General features: G+C 69.2%; 16 protein-coding genes. 8 read left to right on the forward strand and 8 right to left on the reverse strand.

Features of this window, described 5'->3' with window-relative positions; translation table 11 throughout:
• Positions 1-49 precede the first annotated feature (49 nt).
• On the reverse strand, positions 50-1,051 hold the full coding sequence (locus ACUTAG_RS08630) for a FecR domain-containing protein (RefSeq protein ID WP_148316978.1): 1,002 nt from the start codon (positions 1,049-1,051) through the stop codon (positions 50-52).
• A complete protein-coding gene (locus tag ACUTAG_RS08635) occupies positions 1,030-1,539 on the reverse strand; it encodes a sigma-70 family RNA polymerase sigma factor (protein ID WP_148316980.1) in 510 nt (169 codons plus the stop codon). Before ACUTAG_RS08635 ends, ACUTAG_RS08630 begins: the two co-directional genes overlap by 22 nt.
• 182 nt (positions 1,540-1,721) lie before the next feature.
• Between ACUTAG_RS08635 and ACUTAG_RS08640 the strand changes: the two genes are divergently transcribed.
• From ACUTAG_RS08640 to ACUTAG_RS08655, 4 genes are all read left to right on the forward strand, one after another.
• On the forward strand, positions 1,722-2,189 hold the full coding sequence (locus ACUTAG_RS08640) for a CopD family protein (RefSeq protein ID WP_006386716.1): 468 nt from the start codon (positions 1,722-1,724) through the stop codon (positions 2,187-2,189).
• A gap of 154 nt (positions 2,190-2,343) precedes the next feature.
• Positions 2,344-3,207, forward strand: coding sequence for a hypothetical protein (locus tag ACUTAG_RS08645; protein ID WP_148316982.1), 864 nt, complete (start codon positions 2,344-2,346; stop codon positions 3,205-3,207).
• 241 nt (positions 3,208-3,448) lie between these two features.
• Positions 3,449-4,141, forward strand: coding sequence for a helix-turn-helix transcriptional regulator (locus ACUTAG_RS08650; RefSeq protein WP_148316984.1), 693 nt, complete (start codon positions 3,449-3,451; stop codon positions 4,139-4,141).
• A gap of 110 nt (positions 4,142-4,251) precedes the next feature.
• Positions 4,252-4,674, forward strand: a complete 423-nt coding sequence (locus ACUTAG_RS08655; protein ID WP_148316986.1) for a VOC family protein — start codon at positions 4,252-4,254, stop codon at positions 4,672-4,674.
• Here the strand turns inward: ACUTAG_RS08655 and ACUTAG_RS08660 are convergent.
• Positions 4,646-5,956 (reverse strand): SLC13 family permease, encoded by a 1,311-nt coding sequence (locus ACUTAG_RS08660; RefSeq protein ID WP_148316988.1) that lies wholly within the window; start codon positions 5,954-5,956, stop codon positions 4,646-4,648. The two genes, ACUTAG_RS08655 and ACUTAG_RS08660, sit on opposite strands and share 29 nt — an antisense overlap.
• A 109-nt stretch (positions 5,957-6,065) precedes the next feature.
• On the opposite strand from ACUTAG_RS08660, the gene ACUTAG_RS08665 reads away from it, so the two are divergent.
• Positions 6,066-6,986, forward strand: coding sequence for a LysR substrate-binding domain-containing protein (locus tag ACUTAG_RS08665; RefSeq protein ID WP_148316990.1), 921 nt, complete (start codon positions 6,066-6,068; stop codon positions 6,984-6,986).
• Here ACUTAG_RS08665 and ACUTAG_RS08670 read toward each other — a convergent pair.
• Complete coding sequence (locus ACUTAG_RS08670; protein WP_148316992.1) at positions 6,958-8,091, reverse strand: threonine synthase; 1,134 nt, start codon at positions 8,089-8,091, stop codon at positions 6,958-6,960. The two genes, ACUTAG_RS08665 and ACUTAG_RS08670, sit on opposite strands and share 29 nt — an antisense overlap.
• Positions 8,092-8,192: 101 nt before the next feature.
• Between ACUTAG_RS08670 and ACUTAG_RS08675 the strand changes: the two genes are divergently transcribed.
• Positions 8,193-9,104, forward strand: a complete 912-nt coding sequence (locus ACUTAG_RS08675) for a LysR family transcriptional regulator (RefSeq protein ID WP_049052969.1) — start codon at positions 8,193-8,195, stop codon at positions 9,102-9,104.
• 43 nt (positions 9,105-9,147) lie between these two features.
• Here ACUTAG_RS08675 and ACUTAG_RS08680 read toward each other — a convergent pair whose 3' ends face one another.
• The gene (locus tag ACUTAG_RS08680; protein WP_006386708.1) at positions 9,148-10,554 is read right to left on the reverse strand and encodes an amino acid permease; all 1,407 of its coding nucleotides are present in this window, start codon (positions 10,552-10,554) and stop codon (positions 9,148-9,150) included.
• A 58-nt stretch (positions 10,555-10,612) separates the two neighbouring features.
• Positions 10,613-11,863 (reverse strand): kynureninase, encoded by a 1,251-nt coding sequence (gene kynU, locus ACUTAG_RS08685; protein WP_148316994.1) that lies wholly within the window; start codon positions 11,861-11,863, stop codon positions 10,613-10,615.
• 138 nt (positions 11,864-12,001) lie between these two features.
• Here kynU and ACUTAG_RS08690 point away from each other — a divergent pair, with 138 nt between their 5' ends.
• Complete coding sequence (locus ACUTAG_RS08690) at positions 12,002-12,475, forward strand: Lrp/AsnC family transcriptional regulator (protein ID WP_006386706.1); 474 nt, start codon at positions 12,002-12,004, stop codon at positions 12,473-12,475.
• A 10-nt stretch (positions 12,476-12,485) separates the two neighbouring features.
• On the opposite strand, the gene trhA is transcribed toward ACUTAG_RS08690, so the two are convergent.
• Together trhA and ACUTAG_RS08700 are read right to left on the reverse strand one after the other, a co-directional pair.
• Complete coding sequence (gene trhA, locus ACUTAG_RS08695; RefSeq protein ID WP_006386705.1) at positions 12,486-13,109, reverse strand: PAQR family membrane homeostasis protein TrhA; 624 nt, start codon at positions 13,107-13,109, stop codon at positions 12,486-12,488.
• Positions 13,110-13,256: 147 nt separating this feature from the next.
• Positions 13,257-14,345, reverse strand: coding sequence for a P1 family peptidase (locus tag ACUTAG_RS08700; RefSeq protein ID WP_187378270.1), 1,089 nt, complete (start codon positions 14,343-14,345; stop codon positions 13,257-13,259).
• Positions 14,346-14,537: 192 nt separating this feature from the next.
• Between ACUTAG_RS08700 and ACUTAG_RS08705 the strand changes: the two genes are divergently transcribed.
• Positions 14,538-15,323 carry an amino acid ABC transporter substrate-binding protein gene (locus ACUTAG_RS08705; RefSeq protein ID WP_006386703.1) on the forward strand — a complete coding sequence of 262 codons (786 nt, stop codon included), beginning with the start codon at positions 14,538-14,540 and terminating at the stop codon, positions 15,321-15,323.
• Positions 15,324-15,366 lie beyond the last annotated feature (43 nt).

A 15,366-nucleotide genomic window follows, 5' to 3' on the forward strand; every position in this document is an offset into this window, starting at 1 on the left:
ATTCGCGGACCGGACAGCGTGTCCTCGGTTTTTTTGTAACAACGACGATTCACGCCTGTCCGGCGCGCGGCGCGATCGTCACCCAATACGCGCTGCGATAGCGCACCCGCACCGGCAGCGTCGACGGCAAGGCCGCCAGCACCGCGTCGGTGTCATGCAACTGGAACGCGCCCGAAAGCCGCAGGCCCGCCACTTCGGGGTCGCACCGCAGCAGGCCCGGCCGGTAGCGGCCCAGTTCAGCGGCGAACGCATCCAGGCGCCAGGCGTTGACGTGCAGCACGCCACGGGTCCAGTCGGCCGCATGCGGATCGGCCGGCTCGGGGCGCGCGGGCGCGTCATCGCGCAGCCATGCCTGCTCGCCGGCCGCCAACGGCACGACCACGCCGCCGCCCCGCAGGTTGACGCGCCCTTCCTGCACGCTCACGCGGCAGGCGGCGCCGTCCTGGCGCATGCAGAAGCGCGCCGCCCGCGCCTGCACCTCGCCCTGCCGGGCGCGCACCACGAACGGGCGCGGATGGGCGCCCGACTCTTCCACGGCGTGGACCGCGATCTCGCCGGCGCGCAGGCGCACCAACCGCAGGTCGGCGTCGTACAGCACGTCGACCGCGCTGGCGGTGTTCAGGCGCATGGAAGAGCCGTCGCTCAGCGCGACCCGGCGCTGCTCGCCCGTGGCGCTGCGGTAGTCGGCGCTCCACTCGAACGGGCTGGCGCGCCACGCGGCCCAGCCGGCGGGGCCGGCCACGATCAGCGCGGCCAGGGTCTTGAGGGCCGCGCGGCGGCCGGCCAGGTCGGGCCGGTTCAGCGCCGCCATGCCCAACGAGGACGGCACCAGGCCGAGACGCTGGTTGACGCGCTGCGCCCGTTGCCAGGCATGTTCGTGTTCGGCCTTGCTGGCGCGCCACTGCGCGCAGGCGCGCACGTCGGCCTCGGTGGCGCGCTCGGAACTCAGGCGCAACAGCCAGCGCGCCGCCTCGCGCGCCACCTTGCGGTCGACGGCGGGCAACTCGCCCGCGGCGCCCCACGGCGCGCTTACATCACCGCCATGATGCATTGTTCGTACCCCTTGGCGATGTAGCGGTGCACCGAGCGCAGCGACACGTTCAGCCGCGCGGCGATCTCGGCGTGGCCGAGGCCTTCTAGTTGCGCCATCAGGAAGGCCTGCCGCGCCGGAAGCGGCAGGCCCGCCAGCATCTCGTCGATTTCCTGCAGCGCCTCGAGGATCAGCAGACGCTGCTCGGGCGACGGCGCCAGCGCCTCGGGCAGCGTGGCCAGCGCGTCCAGGTAGGCCCGTTCGAGCGAGCGGCGCCGGTGCAGGTTCAACACCAGGCGCTTGGCGATGGTGGTCAGGTAGGCGCGGGGTTCGCGCAGCGCGTCCAGCTCGTGCCGGTGGCGCAGCACGCGCACGAAGGTGTCCTGCGCCAGGTCTGCGGCGTCGAACGAATCGCCCAGCTTGGCCCGCAGCCAGTTGTGCAGCCATCCGTGGTGCGCGCGGTAAAGCAGGTGGACGGCGTCGCCGCAGGCAAGCGCAAGGTTGGACACGGTGGGCTCCCGATCACACTTGATCACAAATAAAAATCAATCTCATTCTAAATGGAAAACCCTGACCCAGGTCAAGAACCCCGCCCGCGCAAGGGTGGCGATATGATGGGGACGGACTTGCCCGACCGGCCGCCCCGGCGCTGGCGCGACGTCCCTTCCCCCTCTTGCCCAAGGCCGACCCGATGCTCTACAGCGCGTTCAAACTGATCCACCTGCTGGCCGTCATTCTCTGGGTGGGCGGCATGCTGTTCGCCCACTGTTTCCTGCGGCCGGCGGCCGCGCAGCTGGAGCCGCCACAACGGCTGCGACTGATGCATGCGGTGCTCGGCCCGTTCCTGAATGCCGTGCTGGCCGCGATCGTGCTGATCCTGGCCACCGGCGCGGCGATGATCGGCCAGGAGGCGTCCCAGGCCGCGCAGACGGGCGGCGCCTTCTTCATGCCGCGCGGCTGGACGGTGATGACCGCCGGCGGATTGATCATGGCCGTGATCTACGCCTACATCCGCGCCGCGCTCTATCCCCGGCTGCGGGCGGCGGTGGCCGCCTCCGACTGGCCGCGCGGCGGCCAGGCGATGGCCGGCATCCGCCGCTGGGTCGGCGTCAACCTGGCGCTGGGACTGGCGATCATCGCGGCCGTTTTCCTGCTCTGACACCCCGCGGTCCGGTCCGGCCGCTTCGGTGGCGCGCAGCTATCGGCCAGACCACGGCGGCTATCGGATTTCTTTGGACTGGTGCAATACGCCGTACATCCGGCGTGGCCACACTGGCTCGGACTCTCGCGGGTCCCACATAAAAGGAAAATCCATGATCAAGCGCATCCTGCCCCTGGCCGCCCTCGGCCTGTCCTTCGCCACCCTCTCGGTCGCCCTGGCCGCCGCCCCCATCGACAACAGCGCGCTGGAACAGCCCGCGTTCCGCGATCACAAGGCCACCTATGGCGTGGTGTACCGCCTGCCCAAGGAAGTCAACGCCGTGCTCGACGCCAAGGTCAACGGCACGCTCAAGCAGGACCTGCTCGCGCTGGGCCTGAAGACCGAGGCGGAAACGCCCAACATCCCCCACGTCACGGTGGTCCACATCCACAGCGCCGACCCCGCCACGCCGCAGCGCATGCTGCGGGCGCTGCCCAAGCCGCCGGCGCCGCTGGCCGTCACGCTCAAGGGCTTCTACCCCACCGAGGCCGCCAAGGGCGCGGGCCATCCGTGGTGGCTGGACCTGGGCGTGGTCAAGAGCGGCGCGGGCTTCGAGGCCATGATGGCCTACAACACGGTGGCCACGGCCGCGCTGGCGCCGCTGCGCGATGGCCCGCTGCCGCGCGTGACCGGCCCGGTGTACGCCAAGATGGGCGAGGCCGGCCGCGACCAGGTCAAGACCATGGGCGTGAGCGGCGTCAACGTGATGAAGGACGGCAAGGAAGTGCGCGCCCACAATCCGCACACCACGCTGGTCTACAGCATGGCGCCGTACGACGCCCGCCTGGCCGACGCCATGAAGCAGGAATCCGACAAGTTCAACGCCGCGCTGCCCGACGGCATCGCCACCACCTTCAAGGACGTGTCCATCGTCGAGATCGGCTTTGCCGGCAACGTGCTGCGCGAGATCTACCGCGTCAGCCTGGAAGACGGCTCGGCCATCGACGTGGCCAGCGGCAAGCCGGTCAGCCGCTAGCTGGAAGCATCCGCGGCCAGGCGCTCGCGCAGCACGTCGCGCACCTGGCCGCGCAGCCACGCCTGCAACGGCGCGGCATGCTGACCGGTATGGCGGTGGCGCAAGGCCTGAGCAGGCGGTCGAAGGTGGTCTCGCGCCCGTGCATCGGCTCGAACGCAAACCACTTGATGATTGAGGGCCGCGGCTTCCGGCTGCTGCCATTCCGTGGCAGCATTACGGCGTCCCGCCCTTGCCCGCCTACATGTCCCGCACCGAACGCCTCCTGGACCTGCTGCAGACCCTGCGCTGCCACCGCCTGCCCGTCAGCGGCCACCGCCTGGCGGCCGACCTGGGCGTGAGCCTGCGCACCCTGTATCGCGACATCGCGACGTTGCAGGCGCAGGGCGCCGAGATCGAGGGCGAGCCGGGCATCGGCTACGTGCTGCGGCCCGGTTTCATGCTGCCGCCGCTGATGTTCAGCACCGAGGAGATCGAGGCCCTGGTGCTGGGCACCCGCTGGGTGGCCGGCCGTTCCGATCCGCGCCTGGGCCAGGCCGCCGCCAACGCGCTGGCCAAGATCAGCGCGGTGCTGCCGCGGGAACTGCGCGACGAACTCGACGCCATTCCGCTGCTGGTCGGTCCCAGCAGCTGGGCGGTGGTCGACCGGGTCGACCTGTCCCAGATCCGCCAGGCGATCCGCTGCGAACAGAAGATCGCCATCACCTACCGCGACGACAAGGGCGCCGACTCCGAGCGCGTCATCTGGCCGTTCGCCCTGGGTTTTTTCGACAGCGTGCGCATCGTGATGGCCTGGTGCGAACTGCGCCAGGACTTCCGCCATTTCCGCACCGATCGCATCGCCACGCTCGAACCCGGGCAGCGCTACCCGCGCCGCCGCCATGCCTTGCTCAAGGAGTGGCGCGCCATCAATGCGGCCGAGTGCGACCCCTGCTGATCCCTGGCATGCGCCGCGCGCCGGCGGGTGCGACATCGGCATGAAGACTGCTGACAAAATCTGACAGCATGGCTCTCTAAGATGGGCGCTCATTCAACCAGGAGCGCATCATGTCCGCCAAGAACTTCGTCATTTTCTACGTCGACAAGCCCGAGGCCAGCGCGGCGTTCTACAGCGCGCTGCTGAACCGCCCGCCCGTCGAAAGCTCGCCCACCTTCGCCCTGTTCGCGCTCGACTCCGGCCTGATGCTGGGCCTGTGGTCGCGCCACACCGTCGAGCCGGCCGCCGCCGGCCGCGGCGGCTGCACCGAACTGGCCTTCACCGTGCCCGACGCCGACGCGCTCAACCAGCGCCACCTCGACTGGAGCCTGCGCGGCCTGCCGATCCTGCAGGCCCCCACCAACATGGACTTCGGCCGCACCTTCGTCGCGCTCGACCCCGACGGCCACCGCCTGCGCGTGTTCGCCCCGGCGCCCGACACCACGCCCGCCCAGGAGGAACTGGTCACGATCCCAGCATTCCCAGGAGCCTGAACCACAGGTAGTCCACCGGCACCAGCGCCACGAACGACACCAGCGCGGTCAGCAGGCTCAGCGCCAGGCCGCTGCGCGCCGGCACCTGGCCCATGCCCATCGCCACCACGATGGGCGAAGCCTGGTACGGCATGATGACGGTGGCGTAGCCGGCCACCTGCGCCATCAGCACCGTCATCAACGAGAAGCCCGATGCCTGCGCCAGCGTCTCGGCCAGCGGCGTGTACAAGGCCGGCACGCCGTTGGCCGTAACCACGAAGTTCAGCGCGGCCGACAGCCCCACCAGCGAAAAGAAGCTTTGCATCGGCGCGTCGGGCGACAGCGGCAGCCAGGCCTGCAGGGCGCGGCCGATGATGCCGCCCAGGCCGCTGTCCGCCACCATCGCGGCCAGCCCCAGGATGCCCGCCACATAGATCGCGGTGCGAAAGTTCACTTCCTTGCCGAACTGCTCGCCGCTGACGAACCCCACCCCGGGCAACAGGCACAGGCAGGCCGCAGCCAGCCCGATCCAGGCCGGCGACACGCCATGCCATCCGTCGGTCACCCAGCCCAGCAGGGTCAACCCCAGCAACAGCACCAGGCGCTTTTCAGCCCTCGTCAGCGGCGGGGCCGGCGCGGCGGGCGGCGCCGCTTCCGGCGTGTCGCGGAACAGCCACGCAATACAGGCCACCAGCACCGCGCCTTTCAGGATTCCCAGCACCGGCGCATGCAGCCACAGGTATGGCAGGTAGCCCAGCTGCAAGCCGTAGCTGGATTCGATGCTGCCGGCCATCACCAGGTTGGGCACGTTGGCCGGCAGGATGGAGGTGGACAGCTGGAAGGTGCCAAAGCCCACCGCCAGCGCCAGCCCGATTCGCCCGCGCCGTCCCGCCGCCAGCCCGATCCGGTCGGCGTACGCCAGCACGATCGGCATCAGCAGCGCGATGCGGCCCATGTTCGACGGCATCACGAAAGCCAGCAGGTACGTCAGCGCGACCACGCCGGCCACCACCTTCGGATATGAACCCGACAGGCGCCGCGACAACGCGCCCGCCATGCGGTCGGCCAGGCCCGTGTACTTCAGCGCCAGCCCCAATACGTAGCCGCTCAGCACCAGCCAGAACGCCGCCGACGAGAACCCCGAAAACACCACATCGCGCGAGGCGGCCGCCAGGATCATCGCGGCGCTGAAGAACAGCAGCGCCGTCAGGTATTCGGGCAACCGTGAAAACGCCCACAACGCGATCGTGATCGCGGTGATCAGCGCGGGTAGAATCGGAAAACCGGAGGCGACCAGATGCATGAAAAAACCACCAAAAAAACACGAATCGGCGCAGTGTACGGACCCTGTCCGCCGCTGAAAATGCGCCATTCGCAGAGGCTGCCTGCGCGCCTCGCGTAGGCTCGCCGCCATGCGTTTCGACCTGACCGATCTGGCGCTTTTCCTGCACGTGGTGCAGGCCGGCAGCATCACCCACGGCGCCGCCCGCGCCAACCTGGCGCTGGCCGCCGCCAGCGCCCGCATCCGCAACCTTGAAGCCTCCCTCGGCACGCCGCTGCTGGAACGCCGCCGCCAGGGCGTCATCCCCACCCCGGCCGGCCTGAAGCTGGCCGCCCATGCCCGCATCATGCTTGCCCAGGCCGACCGCCTGCGCGACGACCTGGCCGATTTCTCCGGCGAATTCGGCGGCTCGGTGCGCCTGCTGTCCAACACCAACGCGCTGACCGCCTTCCTGCCCGAAGCGCTCGGCGGCTTCCTGGCGGCGCATCCGCGCATCAACGTCGAATTGCAGGAAATGCTGAGCGACGAGATCGTCGAATGCATCGCCGACGGCTCGGCCGATATCGGCATCGTCGCGGGCACGGTCGACACCGGCGCCCTGCAGACCCACGCCTACCACGCCGACCGCTTCGTGCTGATCGTGCCGGCCGGCCACGCGCTGGTGGACCGGGCCGAGGTCGCGTTCGGCGACGTGCTGGACGAAGACTTCGTCGGGCTCGACCGCAGCAGCGCGCTGCAACGCTTCCTGGCGCGGCAGGCACTGGTGGTCGGCAAGCCCATCAAGCTGCGGGTGCAGTTGCGCAGCTTCGACGCCATGTGCCGGCTGGTCGAGGCCGGCGTCGGCGTGGGCATCGTGCCCGAAACCACGGCCAACAGCATGCGCCAGTTGCTCAGGGTGACGCCGGTGGCGCTGTCCGACGCCTGGGCCGCGCGCGAGCTGCTGCTGTGCGTGCAGTCGCGCGATACCCTCAGCGCCCGCGCCCGCCGCCTGCTCGACCACCTGCTGGCGGACGCGGCGGCGGTCACGCCGCCGAATACAGATCCGTCATGAACTGCGTGGCCTTGATGCCGGTGCCGGTCAACAGCACCACGGTGCGCTCGGTCTCGCGAATCGCGCCACGCGCGCGCAGCATGTCCAGCGCCGCCGCCGCGGTGGCGCTGGTGGGCTCGGCGTAGAGCCCCATTGCCGCCAGCCTGCGCACGGCGGCAACGATGTCCGCCTCCGGCACCGCAACGGTCTGACCGCCGCTGGCGCGGATCGCCTGCAACACCTCGCGCAGCCGCACCGGCCGCTTGATCGCGGTGCCCTCGGCCACCGTCGGCAGCACCTCGCGCGGCACCGGCGTGTCGACCCCGGCATGGAAGCTGGCGTCCACCGGCGAGCAGTTCCGCGGCTGGGCCACGAACAGGCGCGGCAGGCGCTTGATCTGTCCGGCCGCCAGCAGCTCGGCAAAGCCAATGGCGCAGCCCAGCACGTTGCTGCCCGCGCCCGCCGGAATCACCACGTTGTCCGGCGCCTCGAAACCGAAGTCCTCCCACATCTCGTAGGCGATGGACTTGGTGCCCTGGAGGAAGAAAGGCTGCCAGTTGTGGCTGGCATAGAAGATCCGCTCGGCGGCCTCGATCGCGGCGGTCTCGGCGTTCTCGCGCGGCCCCTGCACCAGTTGCACGTCGGCGCCGAATGCGCGGATCTGCGCCACCTTGGCGGTCGAGGTATAGGCGGGCGCGAAGATGGTGACGTCCATGCCCGCCGCCGCGCCAAAGGCGGCGATGGCGGCGCCGCCGTTGCCCGAGCTGTCCTCGGCGATGGCGCGGATGCCGATCTGGTGCAGCCACGACAGCATCACCGCCGCGCCACGGTCCTTGAAGCTGCAGGTCGGGTTGAACCATTCCAGCTTGAAATGCGGCCGCAGGCCGCCCCAGGCGCGCTCGACCATCGGCGTGCCGCCCTCGCCCATCGACACCGGCCGCGCCACGGCGCCCGGCAGCGCGGCGCGGTAGCGCCACAGCGAACGCTCGCCCCGGTCGATGTCGTCACGCGAGATGCCCGGCAGCGGCGAGATCATCAAGGGGGTGCGCGCATCGGAACACCAGCGGGCCTCATCCAGCGCATGGCGCGCGCCGGTGACGGGATCGAAATAGTGGGGCTCAGACATGGCGATCAACCTGGAGAAAGTCGGGGATGGCCGCAGTCTAGGTCCGCCCGAGCGCTCCGCGTTGCAATATCATGTTGCGATAAATGCAATGGAGAACCGCCATGGAACGTGGCGCGCTATGGGAATACCAGGTGTTCTGCGCCGTCGCGGAACGCCAGAGCTTCGTGCTGGCGGCCCGCGCCCTGGGCGCGTCGCCCAGCGCGGTCACCCGCGCGGTGCAGGCGCTGGAACGCCAGGTCGGCGCGCAGCTCCTGCTGCGCAGCAAGAACAGCGTGGTGCTGACGCCGCAGGGCGAAAGCTACTTCCAGTCGGCGCGCGGCCTCCTGCGGCTGGAAAGCGAAGCGCGCGAGGCGCTGCGCGACACCCAGTCGGGCGATCAGGGCCGTCTGCGCTTCTCGGCGCCCGACCTGCTGGGCGTGACCCTGCTGCCGGCGGTGCTGCGGCGCTACGCGGCAGACTATCCCGGCGTCACGGTGGACATCAACTACACCGACAAGTGGGTCGACCCCATCGCGGAGGGCCTGGACTTCGCCATCCGCGGCGGCTTTCCGGCATCGAGCGAGCTGCTGGGCGCGCGCCTGTGGCCGTATGCGCGGCTGCTGTGCGCCAGCCCTGACTATGTGGCGTGCATGGGGCTGCCGCGCGAGCCCGAAGAACTGGCGCGGCACCGGCTCATCATGCACACCGGGCCGCGCGTGCTGAAGGACTGGCACCTGCGGCGCGACAAGCGCATCGTGCGCATGCATGCCGAGCCGGCGGTGCGGGTCAGCACCGGCAGCGGCCTGATGGCGCTGGCGCTGCAGGGTGTGGGCATCGCCAGATTGGCGGACTGGGCGGCGGCGCCGGAGATCGCCCGCGGCACGTTGGTGCGGGTATGCCCCGGCTACACCGCCACCTCGGCGCAGGGCGTGGCGCCGCAGATGCACGCCGTGTACGCCTCGCGCTCGCTGCCGGCGCGGGCCCGCGCCATGCTGGCGGCGATCCGCCAGTGCGCGGACGCGGGCGCCGTTTGAAACGCGCCGCCGGCAACACCGGGCGAGTCCGCCGGCGCAACCGCTAGGAGCGCTGCTGGCGCGCTTGCAGCACCACCGCCGCCGCGGTCTTGCGGAACAGCAGCAGGTACAGGGCCGCCAGCACCAACAGGAACGGCACGCCGAACACCAGCGTCATCTTGAACACGCCGGTGAAATAGGTCGTCACCAGGATCGCCAGCATCGCGCCCGCGCCCAGCAGCGTCAGCAGCGGGAAACCCGGCATGCGGAACGACAACGCCGCGCCGCCCTCGCGCGCCCAGCGGCGGCGGAAGAAGTAATGCGTGACGAAGATCATCATCCACGTGAACAGCGCGCCGAACATCGAGATCGCCATCATCAGCGTGAACGAGGTTTCCGGATACAACACGTTCAGCACGGTGGCGATGGCGATGCCGCTGGTCGACAGCAGCAGCGCATTCAGGGGCGTGCCGCTGCGCGTCAGCTTGCCCAGAGCCGCCGGCGCATGCCCCGCGCGCGACAGGCTGAACATCATGCGGGTGGTGATGTACAGCTGGCTGTTCATGGCCGACAGCGCCGCCACCAGCACGATGAAGTTGATGACGCCGGCCGCGTACGGCACCTTCACCGCTTCCATCACCGTCACGAACGGGCTGCCGCCCTTGCCGGCCTGGTCCCACGGCACGATGGCCAGGATCAGCGCCAGCGTCAGCAGGTAGAACACCACCAGCCGCACGATGGTGGCGCGGAACGCCTTCTTCACCGCGCGCTCGGGGTCCTCGGCCTCGCCCGCCGCCACCGCGATCATCTCCACGCTCAGGTAGCTGAAGATCGAGATGACCACCGCGATCCACATGCCCCACACGCCGTTGGGGAAGAAGCCGCCGTGCGCCGTGTACTGCGCCGTGCCGTACTGCGGATTGCCCCAGACCACATAGGCGCCCAGGATGATGAAGGCCACGATGGCGCTGATCTTGATGGTCGAGAACCAGTACTCGATGGTGCCGAAGGCCTTCACGCTCATGGCGTTGATGAAGATCAGCGCCGCCGAGAACAGGCAGACCCATTGCCAGCCGGGCACCGACGGGAACCAGAATTTCATGTACTCGGCCACCGCGGTGACCTCGGTGCCCACCGCCAGCACCACGCACGACCAGTACGCATAGCGCACCAGGAAGCCGGCCAGCGGGCCGATGTAGTGTTCGGCATAGGCGCCGAACGAACCCGACGTCGAATGCGCCACCGTCATCTCGGCCAGGCAGCCCATCAGCAGCAGCGTGATCAGCCCGCCGATGGCGTAGCTGATGATGACGCTGGGGCCGGCGAAGCCGATCGCGAACTTGCTGCCCAGGAACAGGCCGGTGCCGATGGCCCCGCCGATCGCGATCATGCTCATCTGGCCGGACGTCAGGCGGCGCTTGAGCCCCTGTTCGCGTTCGGCGATCCTGCCGAATCCTTGTTGTTGTGTCATTGTCTCCTCCGGTACTGCGCTCTCTTGCTGGATGTCGCTCGGGCCGGCAACCGGCCGCTCAGGTCACGGCCGAACGCTGCTTGAACTCGGGCTTGTCCCAGGCCTTGCTGTCGAGCACGTCTTTCAGGATCTCGACCGCGTCCCAGACGTCGGCGTAGCCGAAGTACAGCGGCGTCAGGCCGAAGCGCAGCACCTCGGGCTCGCGGTAGTCGCCGATCAGGCCGCGCGCGATCAGCGCCTGCATGACCTCGTAGCCGTTGGGATGGCGCAGGCTCACGTGGCTGCCGCGCTGGGCATGGTCGCGCGGCGTCACCAGCGTCAGCGGATGCCCGGCGCAGCGTTCCTCGACCAGGGCGATGAACAGGTCGCCCAGCGCCAGCGACTTCCTGCGCACCTCGGCCATGTCGGCCTCGCGCGCCACGTCCAGGCCGCATTCGACCATGGCCAGCGACACGATGGGCTGGGTGCCGCACAGGTAGCGGCGGATGCCGCCGGCCGGCTCGTAGGCGACCGTCATGTCGAACGGACGCTGGTGGCCCCACCAGCCCGACAGCGGCTGCCAGAAGTCGGGAATGTGGCGCGGCGCCACCCAGATGAAGGCCGGCGAGCCGGGGCCGCCGTTCAGGTACTTATAGGTGCAGCCCACGGCGTAGTCGGCGTCGGCGCCGTTCAGGTCCACCGGCACCGCGCCGGCGGCGTGCGCCAGGTCCCAGATGACCAGCGCGCCGCGCTCGTGCGCCTGGCGCGTGACCGCAGCCATGTCGTGCATCTGCCCGCTGCGGTAGTTGACGTGCGACAGCAGCACCACCGCCACGTCCTCGTCCAGCGCCCGCTCCAGCGGCAGCTCGTCGTCGATCAGGCGCATCTCGTAGCCCTGCTGCAGCAGGTCGATCATGCCCTGGATCATGTACAGGTCGGTGGGAAAGTTGTCGCGTTCGGACAGGATCACGCGGCGCTTGGGCTGGCGCTTCTGCTGGATGCGCAGGCTGGCCGCCAGGGCCTTGAAGATGTTCAGCGAGGTGGTGTCGGTGATGACCAGTTCGCCCGCCTTCGCGCCGAGCAGGCCGGCCAGCTTGTCCCCCAGCCGCGACGGCAGTTCGAACCAGCCGGCGGTGTTCCAGCTGCGGATCAGGCCAGTGCCCCATTCCTGGGTGATGACCTCGGCGGCGCGCGCGGCGGCGGCGCGCGGCATCACGCCCAGCGAGTTGCCATCCATATAGAGCACGCCGGGCGGCAGGTCGAAACGCGCCTTCAGCGGCGCAAGGGGGTCCTGCCGGTCGGCGGCGACGCAGGCTTCGCGGGTGTTCATTCACAGCTCCTTCGGGCAATATGCTGGCTACATACTATCAGCGCGACCAAGCCGAATACTTGCAAAACGAGGCGTGGCTTACCCTAGGATTTCGCATTAAATTGCGCTGTAGACCATTTTTTCGAATTGGATTGCACCATGCAATTGGACGCCATCGACCACCGCATTCTCTACCGCCTGCAGGAGAACAGCCAGCTCAGCAACCAGGATTTGGCCGAGCAGGTGGCCCTGTCGCCCTCGGCCTGCCTGCGGCGGGTGCGGGCGCTGGAGGAAGGCGGCTTCGTGCGCGGCTACCGCGCCGTGCTGGACGCCGAGCGGCTGGGGTTCGAGCTGGAAGCCATCGTGCACGTGTCCCTGGATCAGTCGCGGCCCGGCTGGCACGAGGAATTCCTGGCCGGCATCGCCCTGTATGACGAGATCACCGAGGCCAGCATCGTCACCGGCGCCTCCAACTACATCCTGACGGTGCGCACCCGCAACCTGGCGGCCTTCTCGCAGTTCGTGGAAGACAAGCTCAGCAAGATCGCGGGCGTGCGCGACCTGTGTTCGCATATCGTCATGCGGAAAGTGAAGAACCGCGGCGGCATGCTGCCGCTGGCGGCGTGGCGCTGACGGCCCCGCGTCAGGCGTGGCGCAGGAAGCCGAACACCGTGACGAAGTGGCAGGCCGATCCGCCCATGACGAACAGATGCCAGATGCCGTGGGCATGGCGCCAGCGCTTGTCGTTGGCGTAGAACACCGTGCCCACCGTGTAGAGCGCGGCCCCGGCCAGCAGCCAGGCCAGCCCGGCGCCCGACAGCGCGCCGGCGATGGGCGCCGCGCACATCACGCCCAGCCAGCCCATCGCCAGATAGAGCGGCAAGGCTGGCGCGGCCCCGCGCGCCCACCACAGTTCGCGGCCGATGCCGTACAGCGCCAGCAGCCAGATCGCCACCGCCATGGCGGCGCCCCAGCCCAGTTCCGGCGGCACGAACGCCAGCGGCGTGTAGGTGCCGGCGATCAGCAGGTAGATGGCGCAGTGGTCGGCCTTGGCCCACAGCGCCTTGCGGCGTCCGCGCGAGCAGTGATACAGCACCGATGACGCATAGACGGCGATCATGGATGCCGCGAACACCGCGCAGGCCACGATCTGGCGCCACTCCACTTTCAGTTCCGCGGCCCGCGCGATCAGGGCCCCGGATGCAGCCACCGCCAAGGCCAGGCCGGCCAGGTGCGTGGCTCCGTTCAAGCGCTCTCCTTCGTACATGCTGCCCCTCTCCCGCGCGCAGGCGTGACGCCGACGCTTTTCATCTTGCCCAAGCCATGTGACAGCTTGGGGTCAGCACGAATATGGGGTGGCAGCAAATGGCGTTCCTGCTTGCAAGCGCGCCATTTACCCGGAAGAAGGTGACGCTCAGGCGATGAAATCCACCGCCGCCGGATAGCCTTCCAGCGCGCGCGCCGCCAGGATGGCGCGCTGCACCGCGATCGCCATGGCCTCGGCCGCCATCACGCCGAGCAGCATCATGTTGGCGGGCTTGCCGGACGCGCCCGTGCCGAGGGCGAACACCGTATCGCCGTCGAGCATGGTGTGGATAGGATTGATGGTGCGGGCCAGGCCGTCGTGCGCGGTCTGCGCCATCTTCTGCGCCTGCGCCTTGGTCAACCTGGCATCGGTGGCCACCAGCCCGATGGTGGTGGCCGCGCCCTCGCGCATCGAGGTCGGCAGGTCGCCGGCCAGGATCGCCGCGCGCGTGTCCAGCAGCATCTTGCCGTCGGCGGTGCGGGCGCCGGCCAGCACGTGGCCGGTGGCCGGATCGACCACGTCGCCCACCGCATTGACCGCGACGATCGCGCCCACCGTGACGCCCGCCACGGTCAGCGAGGCGCTGCCCAGGCCGCCCTTCATGGCGCGCTTGGCGCCGTACAGCTTGCCGACCGTCGCCCCGGCGCCGGCGCCGACGTTGCCCTCCTGCGGCGGCTTGGCGCTGGCCGCCTTGCAGGCCTGGTAGCCGGCCGCGGCATCGGGCCGGATCGAGGCGTCGCCCACGCCCAGGTCGAACAGGATGGCGGCCGGCACGATCGGCACGTGCGCCACGCCCACGTCGAAACCGATCTTGCGTTCTTCCAGGTAGCGCATGACGCCGGTGGCCGCCTCCAGGCCGAAGGCGCTGCCGCCGGCCAGCATCACCGCATGCACTTTTTCCACCATGTTGACGGGGTTGAGCAGGTCGGTCTCGCGCGTGCCCGGCGCCGCGCCGCGCACGTCCACGCCGCCGGTGGCGCCCGCTTCGGCGATGATGACCGTGCAGCCGGTCGGCCGCCGCGTGTCGGTGTAGTGCCCGACCTTGATGCCGGCCACGTCGGTGATGCTGCCGCCGCCGGGCACCCGGCGCAGGCCGTTGGCGCCGTGCGCCGGCATGACACTTGCGGACGCAGCGACACCCGCCGCCGCCATCATGAAAGCCCGCCTGTTCCACTGTTGTTGCACGCCTGTCTCCATCTGGATACCGCCTGGATCAACCCCGGGCCGGGCGGCCCGTGGCGCGAATACCGCATATGACTTGCCGCTATATTTTTACTATTCCTTATGCTTTGTGGAAAAATAGGCGCGTTGTTAGAGTGCGGCTACACCGGAAGGCGGCGCGATCGGCGCGGGCCTTTCGCAGTGATCTCTCATCCGTGGAGCATTGCCATGAAACTCTTGCGCTCGTTGTTCATCGCCGGCCTGGTCCAGGTCGCCGCCCTGTCCGCCGCCCACGCCCAGTCGGGGCTGGACCAGATCAAGTCCGCCGGCGTGTTCAAGATCGGCACCGAAGGCACCTACGCTCCCTTCACCTTCCACGACGCCTCCGGCCAGCTTACCGGTTTTGACGTCGACATTGGGCGCGCCATCGCCCAGCGCCTGGGCGTCAAGGCCGAATTCGTCGAAGGCAAGTGGGACGGCCTGATCGCCGGGCTCGACGCCAAGCGCTACGACGCCGTCATCAACCAGGTCGGCATCACCGACGCGCGCCGCGCCAAGTACGACTTCTCCGATCCCTACATCTCGTCGGCCGCGGTGCTGATCGTGCGCGATGACAACACCACCATCAAGTCGTTCGCCGACCTGAAGGGCAGGAAGTCCGCCAACACGCTCACCAGCAACTTCGGCAAGCTGGCGCAGAGCCACGGCGCGGAAGTGGTTGCCGTGCAGGGCTTTAACGAAGCCATCGACCTGCTGACCTCGGGCCGCGTCGAGGCCACGGTCAACGACAACCTGTCGTTCCTGGACTTCAAGAAGCAGAAGCCCAACGCCAAGGTCAAGATCGCCGCCACCGACAAGGCCGCCGAGTTCAGCAACTCCGGCGTGCTGCTGCGCAAGAACAACCCCGAACTGGTGGCCGCCATCAACAAGGCGCTGGCCGACATCAAGGCCGACGGCACCTACAAGACCATCTCGGTCAAGTACTTCGGCACGGACCTGTCGGCGCAGCAATAAGCGGCCTCCTCGATGACGCTCCCCGCCTGGCTGCACAACGTCC

It is taken from the genome of Achromobacter sp. CSND-B12 (genome assembly GCF_052906545.1).